We start from the raw sequence: 14,984 nt of genomic DNA, 5'->3' as shown, positions 1-14,984 counted from the left end.
GCCGCGCATCGCGCCTCCATTGACGCCACGAATGACCGACCGCCGATCAATCCTCGTAATCGACAATTACGACAGCTTTACCTTCAACCTGGTCCATTACCTGATGGAACTGGGGGCTGAGGTCGAAGTCGTGCGTAACGATGCCGTCACTGCCGATGAAGCTCTGTTGGCAGGTCACGCAGGTTATCTCATATCGCCGGGCCCCTGCACGCCCAATGAAGCCGGCGTCAGCCTTGATCTGGTGGCAGCATGTGCAGACGCCGGAAAGCCGTTGCTCGGTGTGTGCCTCGGCCATCAATCCATCGGCCAGTTTTTCGGCGGACGCGTGGTCCGCGGGGGGCTGATGCACGGCAAGACGTCACCCGTCACACACGATGCCACTGGCGTATTTGCCGGACTGCCGTCTCCGTTTACGGCAACGCGCTATCATTCGCTCGTGGTCGAAGACATTCCCCCCTGCCTCGACGTGAATGCCACCAGCGAAACACCGGGCCTCGACGGCAGCAGCGTCATGGGGTTCCGACACCGGGATCTGCCCATTCACGGGGTCCAGTTCCACCCGGAAAGCATCGCCACCGAACATGGTCACGCCCTGCTCGCCAACTTCCTCGAAATCTGCGGCATCGCCGCCAGGGTCCCGGCATGAAAACGCTTCCCGACGCAAAGCAACATCTTGGGGAAGCGGAAGCCGAAGAGGTTTTCGGCTGGATCCTCGACGGTGAAACCGATGACGATGCGATCGCACGTTTCCTGGTCGATATGTCCGCGCGCAGCGAAACATCTGACGAGATCGCCGGCGCTGCGCGCGCGCTGCGGCAAAGGCTCATTCCCGTCGACGCGCCCGAAGGCACGGTCGATTGCTGCGGAACCGGGGGTGACGGACACCACACGCTCAACGTCTCGACTGCTGTCAGCCTCGTCGTCGCAGCTTGCGGCGTGCCCGTCGCCAAACACGGCAATCGGGCCGCCAGCAGCAAATCCGGCGCGGCCGACACGCTCGAGGTACTCGGCCTCGACATGGAAGCTGCAGGAAAAAGTGCCGAGAAGACGTTGGCGGAACTCGGGATCTGCTTCCTTTTCGCCAAGAACCATCACCCGGCCATGGGTCGGATCCAGCCCATTCGCCAGAAGCTTGGCGTTCGTACGATCTTCAATCTGATGGGTCCGCTTTCGAACCCGGCCGGCGTGAAGCGGCAGCTTATCGGTATCGCGCGCCCGGCCTATGTCCCCATCTATGCCGCAGCCAAGGCAAAGCTGGGCACCGAACGCACCTTCATCGCCTCGGGAGACGAAGGGCTGGACGAACTGAGCCTTGCCGGCGGCAACGAACTGGCAGACGTTCAGGGCAACGATTTCGAGATGCGCCGGGTGCTGGCGGTACATGCCAATCTGCCCCACGCCCCGGTCGAGGCTATTCGCGGTGGCGATCCCCGTCACAATGCCCGCGCGCTGGAAGCCCTGCTTGCGGGCACACCCGGACCTTATCGCGACGCGGTACTTTTCAACGCCGCGGCCACTCTGATCGTAGCCGACCGTACGGACGACTGGACGGAAGGCGCCGAAGTCGCCGCCGAAGCACTGGATTCCGGCAAAGCCAGGACCTTGCTCGAAAGCTGGATCGCAATGGCCGCCTGATATGAACAAGCTAGAACAAATCTGCGCCACCAAAAGAGAAGAAGTGGCCGCACGCAAGCGCATGCGGTCGCTGGCCGATCTCGACGCTTCCGCTCGCGAACAGACCGCCCCGCGTGGTTTCCGCTCTGCGCTCGAACGTGCGGAACGGTCCGGCTTCGGCCTCATCGCCGAAATCAAGAAGGCTTCACCCTCGAAGGGCTTGATCCGGGAAGATTTCCATCCCGCTGCCCATGCCCGCGCCTATGCTGCAGGGGGCGCTGCGTGCCTTTCGGTTCTCACCGACGCCCCGTATTTTCAGGGTCACGAAGATTATCTGGTCGAAGCGCGATCGGCCTGCGAATTGCCCGTCCTGCGCAAGGATTTCATGGTCGATACCTGGCAGGTGGCCGAAGCGCGCGCACTCGGCGCTGATGCGATCCTGATCATAGTCGCCGCACTCGATGATGGTGCGATGGTGGAGATCGAACGGGCCGCGGTGGAATATGGCATGGACGTATTGGTAGAAGTCCATGATCACGCAGAGATGGAACGTGCAGCATTGCTACAGTCGCGCCTCATTGGCGTGAACAACCGGGACCTGCGGACCTTCTCGACCGATCTCGCCACGACCGAAGCCTTGGCGCCTCTGGCACCGGAGGGTTCGCTTCTGGTCGGCGAAAGCGGCATTTCTCTATTCGAAGACTGCCAGCGCTTGTCACACGCCGGGGTGAACAGCTTCCTAGTCGGCGAAAGCCTGATGCGCCAACGCGATGTCGAAGCGGCAACTCGCATGCTGCTCGGGAACTGATCTGTCCTACACGCTGCTGACCGGTTAAAGGTATCAGCTCCAGACCAAACCCGCTGCGTTCTGGCGCGATTTCGGCCTCGGTGCGGGGTGACTTTTTATCCCCTTGTACAGTGGTCCATGTGGTCCATGTCTCCCCTGCGCGACCGAAAAGCTTAACGACAGCGGTTTCTCAGCGCCCTGATCCGGATCGAACCATGAACGGTTGTTCCGCAAGGAACGGCTGAATTGCTTGACTTTGTTATTTTGGTTGCTTAATTGTTCCGCATTCGTTCACGCCTTTTGTGAACACGCGATACGGAGTTCGCACAATGCTGACCGCCAAGCAGCACGAATTGATCCGGTTCATCCAGCAGCGTCTGGAAGACACCGGCATTTCCCCCAGCTTCGAAGAAATGAAGGAAGCGCTCGATCTGAAGAGCAAGTCGGGCGTACACCGCCTGATCTCGGCACTCGAAGAACGCGGCTTCATCCGGCGCCTTCCCAATCGGGCGCGTGCGCTGGAGGTGGTCAAGCTTCCTGAAAATGCCGTGATGGGGTCGCCCGCTCCGGTGGCGGCTAACGACGCCGTATCGGCTGCGATCCCGGCAAAGGCGGTGGCGCCCGAACCGGCAAACGACATCATCAATGTTCCGCTTCATGGGCGGATTGCCGCCGGCGCCCCGATCGAAGCGATCGAAGGTCAGTCCAGCATGCCCGTGCCGGCCGCGCTGCTCGGTCCGGGCGAACATTATGCTTTGGAGGTTTCCGGAGATTCCATGATCGAAGCCGGGATCTTCGATGGCGACTTCGCTCTGGTAAAACGCACGGACACGGCCCGCGATGGCGAGATCGTCGTGGCACTTGTCGACAACGAAGAAGCGACTCTGAAATATCTTCGCAAGGATGCAGGCCGCGTCGTGCTCGATCCGGCCAATGGTGCATACGAAGCGCAAGTTTATGAACCCCACCGGGTTCAGGTTCAGGGAAAACTGGCGGGCCTGCTCCGCCGCTACCACTGATTTGCTGGCGCGCGCCTACTCACGCGGCGCGCGCCACCATCCATGCTCGCCCTGATCCTGGGCGACCGTATCGATCTTTTGGTCTGCCAGATAGATCGAAGCGCCCCCTTCCCGGTCGAGAAACCTTCTGTCCGCTTTGAGCCAGCGCGGCTGACAACTGTACGGTAGATAACGGTCGGCAATGACGATGTCGGCCCGCATGCAAGCCGCGGCCAGCGCCCGCTCTTCCACGAGATCTCTATTGCGCGCGACGAGGACGGACCAGGGTCGCCCACCCCGCTCTAAAGCGAAGACGCAAAACTGGTCGCTGCACCGGCTGCGCAGCCAGTCGGCAATCTCGATAGGGCTCTGATCCGTACCGGCCAGTTCGAGCAGATTGTCCTGAGCATATCCGCTCTCACGATCGTGCAGAACCAGCAACCGCTCGGCCTCGTTGGCAACGCCTATGTCGCGTCCGTCACGCGTAATGAGGATATCGGGTATCGGGGCGGTGATCATCAGCACGGCAGAGGCGATAATTGGCCCAAAACCCAGCAGGCGCGCCCTGCCGTGCCATAACGCCAGCCAGAGCGCCCCGCCCACGTATAACCCTATCGCTCCCATGCCGATACGCGGCGCAAGTTTGACCGACCCCGGCTGCTCGGCGAAGAAATGGGCAATGGCCAGCAGCAGGTCGAGCGACTTGCCCACCAGCCACCACGCCGGCGCGCCCGCTCCGATCAGATCGAGCGCCAAAGCAAGCGCCACCAGCGGCATCGATATGAATGTGACCAGCGGAATGGCGATCAGATTGGCCGCCGCTCCATAAACACCGGCGCGATGGAAATGGAATAAGACGATTGGCATCAAGGCCAGCTCAATGACCAGTCCGGTCAGGAACAGCATTGCCGCCCGTCTCGACATGCGACGCAGCCAGCTCTCCTGTCGCGGTGCGAGAAAGTCCCGTACCGCACGCACATTGTGGAGCGATACGATGGCGATGACTGCCGCAAAACTCATCTGGAAACTCGGCCCGACGAGCGATTCCGGCCACAACGCGAGCACGACTCCCGCCGCGATGGCGATCATCCGCATGGACAGTGGTTCTCGTCCTACAGCCAAAGCGACGAGTACGAGCAGAGCTCCGATACAGCTACGCACGGTCGGCACTTCGGCGCCGGTAAGCAGTGTATAGCCAATACCAGCGATAGCCGATGCCCCGGCGGCCACCAGCGGCAGCCGGATGCGCAGCGTCAGCCAAGGCCAGAACGCGAGCAGCTTCAGAACCAGGAAATAGGTCGCAGCTATGATCGCGCTCACGTGAAGGCCGCTGATAGACAGCAAATGGGTCAGCCCGGAATCTCGCATCGCCTCCTCGTCTGCTTCGGGAATCGCTCCGCGGTCCCCGCTCGCCAGGGTGGCTGCGATGGCACCGGACGTTCCTTCGAGATTGGCGCGAACGTGTCGCGAGAGCTGTCGTTGAGCGGATGCTATGGACAGTCGGGGAGCGCCAGGCGGCTCGACGATCTCTACATCGCCGACAGCCGATCCAGTTGCGGCTAGCCCATCGAACCAGGCTCGTCTGGCGAAGTTGTACGCACCGGGAACGATCGGCGGCGACGGAGGCATGAGACGTGCCGACAGCCTGACCCTGGCACCTTCTCGCAATTCCGGGTTGTCCGCAGACAGCGGCACATTGACCCGATATGCGTGCGCTTTTCCCGTCTCGCCGTCGCGCGCGGCCAGGACCAACCTAACCCTGTCTTCTGCGGGCTGCTCTTCCCGGCTCAGGACCCGCCCATCGATCCGCTCGAAACGTGGATAGGCAATTGGTTCTGCGCCCACCATCGCCGATCGGGCCCACACGACCGACACGCCTGCAGAAATCGCCAGAGCCAATGAAATAACTGCGGCAAGAGTGAATGCGCGACCGGGATGATGGCGCCAACCCGCCCACGAGAGAACAGCCATTCCCAAGAATGCTGAAATCATCGCAACCCACTGCCACGGAGCGGCAAGATAGAACCACAGTCCGATTCCGCACCCGAACGCAACGGTAAGCCAGGGCCCGCGGTCGAACTCGGCGGCCTCCAGAAACGCTTCAAACTTGCGCGCGGAACTGGACAAGACACCGTGCGTACGCCAAGTGCGCGGCACTGTCTCGCGGGCCGTATCGCCCGCATCCCCCATAGGTATTGAAGGCGTCCCCTGCCTCGCCATGCAAGTGTTTGAAAGGAAATGAGAGAAAATGGCAAGCGATAGTGACCGCAAGGTTTCTCCGGTCGTCACCCGCTTCGCTCCCTCTCCTACCGGTTATTTGCATATCGGAGGTGCGCGGACGGCACTGTTCAACTGGCTCTATGCGCGCCATCACGGCGGCCGCACGCTTCTGCGGATCGAGGATACCGACCAGAAACGCAGCACCCAAGACGCTATCGACAAGATTATCGAAGGCCTGGACTGGCTTGGTCTCAACTTCGACGATGCCCCCGTATTCCAGTCCGATCGGGCCGAACGCCATGCCGAAGTTGCCCACAAACTGCTGGAAGCCGGCCACGCCTATAAGTGCTTCGCCACTCCCGAAGAGCTGGAGCAAATGCGAGCCGAGCAGCGGGCAAACAAGCAGCCCATGCGGTATGATCGCCGCTGGCGTGACCGCAGCGAAAGCGAGGCGCCGGACGGCGCGCCGTTCGTCATCCGCCTGAAGGTTCCGACCGACGGGGAAACCACGATCCACGACGCGGTTCAGGGCGAGGTTACGGTCAAGAATGCCGAGATCGACGACTATGTCCTGCTGCGTGCCGACGGGACCCCGACCTATATGCTCGCCGTTGTGGTGGACGATCACGACATGGGTGTAACCCATGTGATCCGCGGCGACGATCATCTCAATAACGCATTCCGCCAGTTGCCGATCATCCGCGCCATGGATGAAATCGAGGGCGGTTGGCCCGATCCGGTCTATGGTCATGTTCCGCTGATCCACGGGCCCGACGGTGCGAAGATGTCCAAGCGCCACGGTGCTGTCGGCGTCGAAAGCTATCGGGACGAAGAAGGTGTCCTTCCCGAAGCGCTGTTCAATTATCTCCTTCGCCTCGGCTGGGGACATGGCGACCGTGAAGAAATCACCAAGTCGGAAGCGATAGAACTCTTCGATCTCGACGGCGTGGGCAAAGGCCCGGCGCGCTTCGACATCAAGAAGCTGCAGAACCTCAACGGCCATTATATCCGTGAGGCGGACGACGCGCGTCTCGCTAAAATCGTGGCTGCGCGAATGGACAGACAGGCCGATCTCGATCTTCTGACCCAGGCCATGCCGGTCCTCAAGACGCGGGCGAAATCGATCAACGAATTGGTCGAGGGCGCGGCGTTTCTGTTTGCGGAACGGCCGTTGGAAATGACCGACAAAGCCGCTGGCCTGCTGGACGATGAAGCGCGCCAGCGCCTCGCCGGATTGTCGGAAATGCTGCATGTGCAAAATGACTGGACAAGCGAGGCTCTGGAAGCCACTACGAAATCGTATGCTGAGAAGCTCGAACTGGGCCTTGGCAAGCTCGCGCAGCCCATGCGCGCAGCGCTGACGGGGACTACCACGTCCCCCGGCATTTTCGATGTGCTGGTCCTGTTGGGCAAGGAAGAGTCGCTGCTTCGCATAGACGCGCAGGCCTCGCCCACAGGCACCGAAGAGAACGACTGAGGAGACACGCGTGGCCGATAAGCAGGCAACTCTTGATCTGGGTGGACAGACCCAGGAATTTCCCGTGCTGCAGGGCAGTGTTGGCCCGGATGTGGTCGATATCCGCAAGCTTTACGGAACGACGGGCAAGTTCACTTACGATCCCGGCTACAAGTCGACGGCAAGCTGCGAAAGCGCGCTGACCTATATCGACGGCGAAGAAGGGGTCCTGCTCCATCGCGGCTATCCGATCGGCCAGCTTGCCGAAAATTCCAGCTTCATGGAAGTCAGCTACCTCCTGCTCAACGGCGAACTGCCGTCGCAGGACGAGCTCGACGATTTCACCTACACGATCACGCGCCACACCATGGTGCACGATCAGCTGCGCCAGTTTTACCAGGGTTTCCGCCGCGACGCGCACCCCATGGCCATCATGTGCGGTGTGGTTGGCGCGCTGTCGGCGTTCTACCATGACAGCACCGACATTTCGGACCCCGAACAGCGCAAGATCGCAAGCCACCGCCTCATCGCGAAAATGCCGACGATTGCGGCAATGGCCTACAAATATTCGGTCGGCCAGCCCTTCATGCAGCCGAAGAATTCGCTGAGCTACACCGGCAACTTCCTGCGCATGACCTTCGGCGTTCCGGCTGAAGAATACGAAATCCATCCTGCGATCGAGCGCGCGATGGACCGGATTTTCATCCTTCACGCCGACCACGAGCAGAACGCGTCGACATCGACCGTACGTCTTGCCGGCTCGTCGGGTGCAAATCCCTTCGCCTGCATCGCGGCCGGCATTGCCTGTCTGTGGGGCCCTGCGCATGGCGGCGCGAACGAAGCCGCGCTCAACATGCTGCAGGAAATCGGCTCGCCCGACAAAATTCCGCACTACATCGAACGCGCCAAGGACAAGAACGACCCGTTCCGTCTCATGGGCTTCGGTCACCGCGTCTACAAAAACTACGATCCGCGTGCGACGGTCATGCAGAAAACGCTTCGCGAAGTGTTCGAAGCGCTCAACGTCAGCGATCCAGTTTTCGAAACCGCGCTCCGGCTCGAAGAGCTCGCGCTCAACGACGATTACTTCAAGGAAAAGAAGCTCTTCCCCAATGTGGACTTCTATTCCGGCATCATCCTGAACTCGATCGGCTTCCCGACCACCATGTTCACGGCCCTCTTCGCCCTTGCTCGCACGGTCGGCTGGGTCGCGCAGTGGAACGAGATGATTTCGGATCCCGCACAGGTTATCGGCCGTCCGCGCCAGCTCTATACCGGTCCGACCCAACGCGACTATGTCGCCATCGGCGATCGTTAAGATGCGCTTCGTCCTCATGGTCTTCGGAGTAGCTCTCATGCTCTCCGGAGGCCTGTGGGCACTTCAGGGCCTCGGAATTGTCATGTGGCCTGCAGAAAGTTTCATGCTCGCCGAGCGGCAATGGGCCATCTACGGCAGCATCACCTTCCTGATCGGGTTGTTCTTGTTCTGGCGAGCGTCGGCGAGACGCTGATCAGCGCGGTATTTCCCGCATTTCATCAGCCGCAGGTACCGACAGGGTAAAACGCGCGCCAAGACCCGGCGCGCTTTCGACCGTCAGGTCGCCATCCATCGCGCGCGCGATCCGGCGCGAGATATACAGCCCCAGACCGGAGCCCCCATCCCCGCTGCGGCCAAGGCGTTCAAATTTCTCGAAGACCTGTTCCTTCTGCGCATCTTCAAGTCCGTGCCCCTGATCGGCCACGGTGATCAGCGCGCGGTTTCCAATCCGATCGAGCCTGATCCACACCTGGCTTTCCTCCGGCGAATACCGGATCGCATTGCCGACAAGGTTCAGCAGAATCTGCAGCACGCGGCGGAATTCGGCGATCGCCAGCTGGCTTTCGCCTTCCGGAGGCGCCACCAGCGTGATCCCTTTCTCGCGCGCCCTCACCCCCAATATGCCGCAGGCTCTGCGCGCGACATCGGCCAGTTCGATCCTGTCCGGTGCCGTGGCAAAATCGTCCGACTCGACGACTTCGAGATCGGACAGGTCGTCGATCAACGCCAGCAGGTGTTGGGCCGCTGTCGCGATGTCGGCAGCGTAGGAACTGTATTCGTCGGCCAGCGGTCCCGCCAGCTTCGTGCGGATGGTCTCCGCATTGGCGATGATCCGGTTGATCGGTTGACGCAGGACAGGTGTCAGATCTCGGCCAAAGGAGGGTCCGTCGGGACCTGCAGCCTCTTCGTTCGTCAGGCCTGCCGACAGCGGGCTGTCGGCCGTCAGGTAAAGGACGAAACCCGCGCTGCCCGGTTGTGGCTGCCCCAGGGGCTCGAGGTGTGCCGTCCAGCTGCGGCTCGATCCTTCGACAGTGCACTTGGTACCGTCGAGCAGACGCCAATGAAGCGGCTGCTGATGGCTGTTACCCGGTAAACTGACCAGATCCGTCCAGGGCTTGCCGACATTAGCAAGGGCCGCATCGGCAAATTCGGCGAGATCGGGGGCCTGCGTATCAATGGAGAGCAGCCGCTGGCTGGAATCGAGCCTTGCGGTACAATCGGCAAGATGGCGGTTTATTTCGACACGCCTGCGCGCGGCCTCGATGTCGTTTTCCGGCGGAAGACACTCGCTATGCCAGCTGACCACATCGATAGTGCTGCCGGAGTCTCCATCTTCGTCACTCGGCTGTGGCGCTATTTCCACCCACGCCGTGACCCGATTTTCGCCGTCCACCGCCTCGAACTGACGGGCGAGGCGCAAACCATATCTCTGGGCCTTTTCGACAAGGGCGAGAAGCTCCGGAATGGCGATCCGGGAACCGATGGTCCCGCCACAGGCTTGCTGCAGCCGCGCCAGCACCTCGTCGGCTTCGATCAACCTTCCTTCGGCGTCGGCCTTGGCAGTCGCGATATATCGGCTTTCGACAGAGGCCATGATCACACGACTCCAGCGCTTGCAGATTCGGACAGGATCTGTCGCGCGGCTTCAGGTGGCATTTCGGCGATCTCGCGAGGGGGCACCGCCTTCGGATCGATCCGGAGGACCTGCCGCTCCACTTCCGCGCTGTCGAGACCGGCGCCGCGCAGTCCCAGGGCCAGACGCGCAGTCTGCTCGTGATTCGTCGAAAGCACGGCCGCCACCCTCGATTGTCCGGTTCGCGTTGCCAATGCTGTAAGATAGAAGGCCGCCCCGCCATGATCGATATCGAGCGCCCGCCTGCCCTCGCCTCCCATGCTGGCAATCACCCGGGACATCAGTGCGATCCTTCCGGCCCCTTCATCGAAGGCGTTGCGCAACTTCGCTTCGGCCCGGATCATGGCATCGGAACGAAGCTGCCCGCTATAGGCACGCCAGTTCATAAGCAAATCGTGAAAGATGTCCCCCGGCAGTTCCGCCAGCGGTAATTCCATCCGGCGCTGCGCCTGGGCGAAACGCGCCTGCGCCGTCAGCGAAGCCATTGCCGAACTGGCCAGCCCGCTGTCTTCGGATGCGATCAGCTCCTGCACCAGCGGCGACAGTACAGGATCGATGCCGTACTGCGTCTCGAGCCGTTCCGTCAGCTGCCATTCCAGCGCCAGGGCGTGGCAATGCGCCAGCAGACCCGGAGTGGCGAGCATATGCTCCGCCAACGCCGCGCCATGGCGTTCGGCGAAAGCCTCGCGGCCCGCCTGACCTGCCGCCTCGGCCTGCGCTCGCAGGACCTGCCACGCGAGGTGGTGACACATTCCCCGGATACGCGCGATGATCTCGTCACTGAAAAGGGAGTGGTCCGGTGCCGCCATCAGGTGGGCAAGAATGGGACCAATACGCGCAAGCGTCGCATTCCCGCGAACGAGGGCATCGCGCAGGCTTTCGTGGTCGCCAGCGACCGGGGTGGATGCATCAGGCATCGGCATGGTTCGTCGGTAAAGCTAACATGGTTAAATCCGCGTTAGTCGCGCGGACCGGAAGTAAGAAAAAGTGTTACCAGAATGGCGAGGGAAAGAACCGCCACCACCGGTTGTGTCACGCCCAGGATCACCGCGGGAAGCAACATTACCGTCAAAAGAACCCTGTCGGCATAACTGCGCCGCCAGCGCGGTACGCTGATCCGGTCGCCAAGATGCAGCAGTCCGAACAGTATCGCTGGCACGAAAAGCCGCAGCCAACCGGTGTCTTCAGGTGAAGCCAGAGCTATCAATATGACCAGCAACGGGTCGAACAGGATCGTGATCGCTTGAATTAACGGCGGCACGCGGGGTTTGATCTGCCCTGCATTAGATACGCGCCTCACCACTTCTTCCATCGCGAAAAGCAAGGCCGCCAGGATCGCCAGGCCGAAGGCAGGCAGCAGCCAGCCCCCGATCCCCGACGACAGCGCGAGAAGCCCGGAGAGCGCGGCGCTTAGCGCGAGAATTCTCGGCAGGCGCCCACCAATCGTGTCCTGCGCAAGCCGCACTCCCATGCGCTCGGCGATGGCGAGGCCGGGTGCGGTAAACGCAGCAACATCGGCATGGCCCGAAACCCAGCTTTTTTCGCGGAAGGCGAGCTCTTCGGGAGAGGGATCCCGCAACCAGATATGTTCTTCCAGGAGCCGCGTTTCCAGCGGGACAGTCCTCATTCCGCTCTGCAACCCTATCCGCAAAAGAGCCGAAGGCGCATCGATGTCGCCGGGTAGCTGTGCGAGGGTTTCAACCGCATTGCCCTTCGTCAGCAATGCACCTGCCCAGGCGAAATGCGCATCGATGCGTTCGTAGCCCCGGTTGATTGCCGGATCTTCTGGAAAAGCGAGAATACACGGCTTCGCCAGGTGGCGCAGGATGACCTCGTCATCGGGCAGGATACCGGGCGCGATAACGAGCAACTCGTCGCTCGCAGTCACCAGTCCGGACAGTTTCCGCGGTTCGCGAATTGCTATGAACCGCGCGCCGGCGGCCTCTGCGCGGTGCTGCAGGTCCATCACCTCCCGGCCGACCACATTGACAAGGCACGCGATGCTTTCGCATCCGGCAGCCAGCGCGATGTCGAGCTGTCGTTCGACTAGCCGCGCGCCTGCCAGCCTGCGGAAAGGGGCTGGCACTTTGCGCGGATCGGATTGGCCATCAAGCACAGACAGCAGGGCGATGCGCAACATTAACTCCGGACAGGTTCTGAACGACGAAAGCCGCTTCTAGGGGCGGTAATGGGTGGTCGCCAACCCAGTCCTTACATTTTCTGTGAGAGCAAGCGACAGATAGTCTTGCGAGGGTAAGTGATACGTCGCGGTCACACTCCCCGGTAAAGAGGTTAATTAGAGTTTAAGGCTGTGCGGATTGGTGATAGATTTCACCTCGATGACAAAGCACCCATTGATACAGGCAGTCGATCACCCGGCTGAAGTAGATGCTCCGGAAATGGCTAATTCCCAGGGTGTTATTGACGAAACCTTAGTCGAAGACGAACCTCTCTTCGAAGAAGACTGGTCGGAAGACGAGCCCGGCCAGGCGAGACGGTGGGTTGCGCCCGCCCTGGCAATTTTCGCCGTGCTTGGCTGGACTGCCTTCTTCCTCTGGGCACGTCAGGCCGAAATCATGGCCGGCACCGACCCCGCCGCCTGGACCGCGCTCGTATCGCAATGGGCCGGGCCTGTATTGCTCGTAGTTGCGCTGTGGCTTGTCGCCATGAGGAACTCGACCCGGGAAGCGCGACGGTTTTCACAAGTTGCTTATTCCCTGTCGACCCAATCGGCAGAGCTTGAAGCTCGACTGGCCGTCATCAACCGGGAATTGAGCCTCGCGCGGGAATTCCTCACGAGCCAGACGCGGGACCTCGATTACCTCGGCCGCACTGCGACGGACCGTCTTTCGGAACATGCCGATCGCCTGCAAGCTCTGATCGTCGAAAACGGTGACCGGGTGGAAACGATCGCCACTGTCAGTGCCAACGCTTTGGACAATATGGACAAGTTGCGGAACAACCTGCCCGTCATAGCGAATTCGGCAAAGGATGTGTCCAACCAGATCGGCGGCGCCGGTCGTCAGGCGAGCGGCCATCTCGACGACCTGATCGAAGGCTTCCAGCGGCTCAACGAATTCGGCGCGGCCAGCGAAAGGCAGGTCGCGTCACTGCGCAAACGTGTCGATGCGTCTCTCGAAGCATTCGCGGCGCAGGCCGATCAGCTTGCCGACATTACGGAACAGCGGTTTAGCGAACTGCGTGAAAACAGTGAGATCTTCCGCGGCGAACTGGACAGCAGGGAAGTCGACGCACTGGCGTCGATCCGCAGTCGCTTCGAAAGCCTGCGGCATGAAATGGCCGATACGGAAGCCGCATCGGCTGCCGAACGCGACGCGGCAATGGATGAACTCAATCACCGTCTGGAGAAGATTCGGCGCGAAAGCAGCGAATTCGCCGATGAAGTGCGCGATGGCGAAGCTGCTGCTCTTTCGGCTTGGGCAAGTCAGATTGAAGCCATGCAGAAGCGCCTCAGCGAAGCGGTTGCCGCCGTTGCCCGTATCGATCAGGAAGCCCTCGATTCTGCCAATTCCAAATTGCAGGAATTGTTCAGCGAAGCGGAAGCGGTCGATGGCAGGATTGCCGAGCGGAACCGGCTCTTCGCGGAAGAAACGGGTAAACGCCAAGCCGCATTCCGGGAGGCGGAAGAAGCCGCGCACGCCAGCCTGACCGACCATTTCGCCAAGCTCGACGAAGCGATCTCGGATCGTCGCGCCCAGCAGGCAGAACAGCTTTCGTTGCTGGCAGCGGAAGGCGAAGAGCTCGGTGACAGAATTGCAGCCCTCAGCACGACGTTCGAACGGGTTTCGTCGCACGGACGTGAAGCACGCGTCGAACTCTCCGAAGGGATCGAAGCGCTCAATGCGAAACTGGCCGAAAGCCGCGATGCGCTGGACGGAACGGACATGGCTGTTTCGTCGCTGACCGATGCCAGCGTGCGCCTGCTCGAACTGATCCAGGCGAGCGCCAAGCATAGCCGCGAAGACCTTCCTGTCGCCATGGAAGCCAGCGAAACGCGCTTGGCCAACATCGAACACCGCGCCGACGAGGTTCGCAACCTGCTCGATCAGGCAAAAGCCTCTGGCGAGATGCTGACGTCCAGCATGGCAGCTGCCGAAGCCCGCAGCCGCGATGCGATGAACGGTGTCGATGAATTCCAGGCTCGCTTTGGCGAAACTGCCGCCGCTCAGGTCGATGGGATCGAGCGTTTGCGCGCAAGTGTTGCAGCTCTCAGCGACGAGAGCCGGGAACTCTCAGCCCATGCGCAGGGCGAACTGCGCGACGCGATCGCCTCACTGGAAAGCAGCGCGCGCAACGCGCTGACCGCGATCGAGGCCGAACAGGCTGAACGGATCGCACGGATCGCCGAAAAGGTTGGCGAGCAGAGCGCCGAGGCGATCGACAGGTCCCTGCAGGAACACACCGAACAGGCCATCGCTTCGCTCGATGCCGCGACCGAACGGTCGGCAGAGACCGGGCGCGAGGTCATGCGTCAGCTCCGCGATCAGCTGGCGAAGGTCAACGAACTCACTGGTAATCTGGAAAGCCGCATAGCGCATGCCCGCGAACGGGCGACAGAGGATGTCGGCAACGACTTCTCGCGCCGCGTCGCGCTCATCAGCGAAAGCCTGAACTCGAACGCGATCGATATCGCCAAGGCGCTCTCCACCGAGATTACCGACACCGCCTGGGCCAGCTATCTGCGGGGCGATCGCGGGATATTCACCCGCCGTGCCGTGCGCCTCCTCGACAATGCCGAGGCACGCGAGATCGCCGATCTGTACGACAGCGACCACGACTTCCGCGAGCACGTCAGTCGCTACATTCACGACTTCGAAGCCATGCTCCGCACCATGCTCTCCACCCGCGACGGCAACGCCGTCAGCGTGACGCTGCTCAGCAGCGATATGGGTAAGTTATACGTAGTTCTCGCCCAGGCGCTGGAGCGCTTGCGGTAG

12 protein-coding genes are annotated in these 14,984 nt (G+C 61.4%); 8 read left to right on the top strand and 4 right to left on the bottom strand.

Annotated features, from left to right (window positions below):
* Nucleotides 1–31: 31 nt before the first annotated feature.
* The 4 genes from ACIGGE_RS15200 (at nucleotide 32) to lexA (ending at nucleotide 3,420) form a co-directional block, all read left to right on the top strand.
* A complete protein-coding gene (locus ACIGGE_RS15200) occupies nucleotides 32–646 on the top strand; it encodes an aminodeoxychorismate/anthranilate synthase component II (protein WP_196846088.1) in 615 nt (204 codons plus the stop codon).
* Nucleotides 643–1,635, top strand: coding sequence for an anthranilate phosphoribosyltransferase (gene trpD / locus ACIGGE_RS15195; protein ID WP_397490981.1), 993 nt, complete (start codon nucleotides 643–645; stop codon nucleotides 1,633–1,635). The genes ACIGGE_RS15200 and trpD overlap by 4 nt, the downstream gene beginning before the upstream one ends.
* A 1-nt stretch (nucleotide 1,636) precedes the next feature.
* Nucleotides 1,637–2,422 (top strand): indole-3-glycerol phosphate synthase TrpC, encoded by a 786-nt coding sequence (gene trpC / locus ACIGGE_RS15190; protein ID WP_221598369.1) that lies wholly within the window; start codon nucleotides 1,637–1,639, stop codon nucleotides 2,420–2,422.
* A 308-nt stretch (nucleotides 2,423–2,730) separates the two neighbouring features.
* Nucleotides 2,731–3,420 carry a transcriptional repressor LexA gene (gene lexA, locus ACIGGE_RS15185; RefSeq protein ID WP_397490979.1) on the top strand — a complete coding sequence of 230 codons (690 nt, stop codon included), beginning with the start codon at nucleotides 2,731–2,733 and terminating at the stop codon, nucleotides 3,418–3,420.
* A 15-nt stretch (nucleotides 3,421–3,435) separates the two neighbouring features.
* Here the strand turns inward: lexA and ACIGGE_RS15180 are convergent, their stop codons facing one another.
* The gene (locus ACIGGE_RS15180) at nucleotides 3,436–5,526 is read right to left on the bottom strand and encodes a ComEC/Rec2 family competence protein (RefSeq protein ID WP_397490978.1); all 2,091 of its coding nucleotides are present in this window, start codon (nucleotides 5,524–5,526) and stop codon (nucleotides 3,436–3,438) included.
* A gap of 121 nt (nucleotides 5,527–5,647) precedes the next feature.
* Here ACIGGE_RS15180 and gltX point away from each other — a divergent pair, with 121 nt between their 5' ends.
* From gltX to ACIGGE_RS15165, 3 genes are read left to right on the top strand one after another with little or no spacing between them, the layout of a single operon-like run.
* Nucleotides 5,648–7,096 carry a glutamate--tRNA ligase gene (gene gltX, locus ACIGGE_RS15175; protein ID WP_397490977.1) on the top strand — a complete coding sequence of 483 codons (1,449 nt, stop codon included), beginning with the start codon at nucleotides 5,648–5,650 and terminating at the stop codon, nucleotides 7,094–7,096.
* Nucleotides 7,097–7,106: 10 nt separating this feature from the next.
* A complete protein-coding gene (locus ACIGGE_RS15170; protein ID WP_103023776.1) occupies nucleotides 7,107–8,393 on the top strand; it encodes a citrate synthase in 1,287 nt (428 codons plus the stop codon).
* 1 nt (nucleotide 8,394) lies between these two features.
* Nucleotides 8,395–8,586: a hypothetical protein gene (locus tag ACIGGE_RS15165; protein WP_103023775.1), complete on the top strand. Its 192-nt coding sequence runs from the start codon at nucleotides 8,395–8,397 to the stop codon at nucleotides 8,584–8,586.
* Here the strand turns inward: ACIGGE_RS15165 and ACIGGE_RS15160 are convergent, their stop codons facing one another.
* From ACIGGE_RS15160 to ACIGGE_RS15150, 3 genes are read right to left on the bottom strand one after another with little or no spacing between them, the layout of a single operon-like run.
* Nucleotides 8,587–9,987 (bottom strand): sensor histidine kinase, encoded by a 1,401-nt coding sequence (locus ACIGGE_RS15160; protein WP_397490976.1) that lies wholly within the window; start codon nucleotides 9,985–9,987, stop codon nucleotides 8,587–8,589. It lies immediately after the preceding gene.
* Between the two features lie 2 nt (nucleotides 9,988–9,989).
* A complete protein-coding gene (locus ACIGGE_RS15155) occupies nucleotides 9,990–10,943 on the bottom strand; it encodes a hypothetical protein (RefSeq protein ID WP_397490975.1) in 954 nt (317 codons plus the stop codon).
* Between the two features lie 41 nt (nucleotides 10,944–10,984).
* Nucleotides 10,985–12,166: a hypothetical protein gene (locus ACIGGE_RS15150; protein WP_397490974.1), complete on the bottom strand. Its 1,182-nt coding sequence runs from the start codon at nucleotides 12,164–12,166 to the stop codon at nucleotides 10,985–10,987.
* A gap of 259 nt (nucleotides 12,167–12,425) precedes the next feature.
* Between ACIGGE_RS15150 and ACIGGE_RS15145 the strand changes: the two genes are divergently transcribed.
* On the top strand, nucleotides 12,426–14,984 hold the full coding sequence (locus ACIGGE_RS15145) for an ATPase (protein ID WP_397490973.1): 2,559 nt from the start codon (nucleotides 12,426–12,428) through the stop codon (nucleotides 14,982–14,984).

Origin of the sequence: Qipengyuania sp. NPDC077410 (genome assembly GCF_044543405.1) — a bacterium.
In the GTDB taxonomy this organism is placed as follows: domain Bacteria; phylum Pseudomonadota; class Alphaproteobacteria; order Sphingomonadales; family Sphingomonadaceae; genus Qipengyuania; species Qipengyuania pacifica.
This window is presented reverse-complemented; position numbering and strand designations above follow the sequence as displayed.

Excerpts from the sequence above, each read along its gene's own strand:
- ACIGGE_RS15200 (WP_196846088.1), top strand. The coding sequence starts at position 32 with ATGACCGACCGCCGATCAATCCTCGTAATCGACAATTACGACAGCTTT.
- trpD (WP_397490981.1), top strand. The coding sequence starts at position 643 with ATGAAAACGCTTCCCGACGCAAAGCAACATCTTGGGGAAGCGGAAGCC.
- trpC (WP_221598369.1), top strand. The coding sequence starts at position 1,637 with ATGAACAAGCTAGAACAAATCTGCGCCACCAAAAGAGAAGAAGTGGCC.
- lexA (WP_397490979.1), top strand. The coding sequence starts at position 2,731 with ATGCTGACCGCCAAGCAGCACGAATTGATCCGGTTCATCCAGCAGCGT.
- gltX (WP_397490977.1), top strand. The coding sequence starts at position 5,648 with ATGGCAAGCGATAGTGACCGCAAGGTTTCTCCGGTCGTCACCCGCTTC.
- ACIGGE_RS15165 (WP_103023775.1), top strand. The coding sequence starts at position 8,395 with ATGCGCTTCGTCCTCATGGTCTTCGGAGTAGCTCTCATGCTCTCCGGA.
- ACIGGE_RS15160 (WP_397490976.1), bottom strand. The coding sequence starts at position 9,987 with ATGGCCTCTGTCGAAAGCCGATATATCGCGACTGCCAAGGCCGACGCC.
- ACIGGE_RS15155 (WP_397490975.1), bottom strand. The coding sequence starts at position 10,943 with ATGCCTGATGCATCCACCCCGGTCGCTGGCGACCACGAAAGCCTGCGC.
- ACIGGE_RS15150 (WP_397490974.1), bottom strand. The coding sequence starts at position 12,166 with ATGTTGCGCATCGCCCTGCTGTCTGTGCTTGATGGCCAATCCGATCCG.
- ACIGGE_RS15145 (WP_397490973.1), top strand. The coding sequence starts at position 12,426 with ATGGCTAATTCCCAGGGTGTTATTGACGAAACCTTAGTCGAAGACGAA.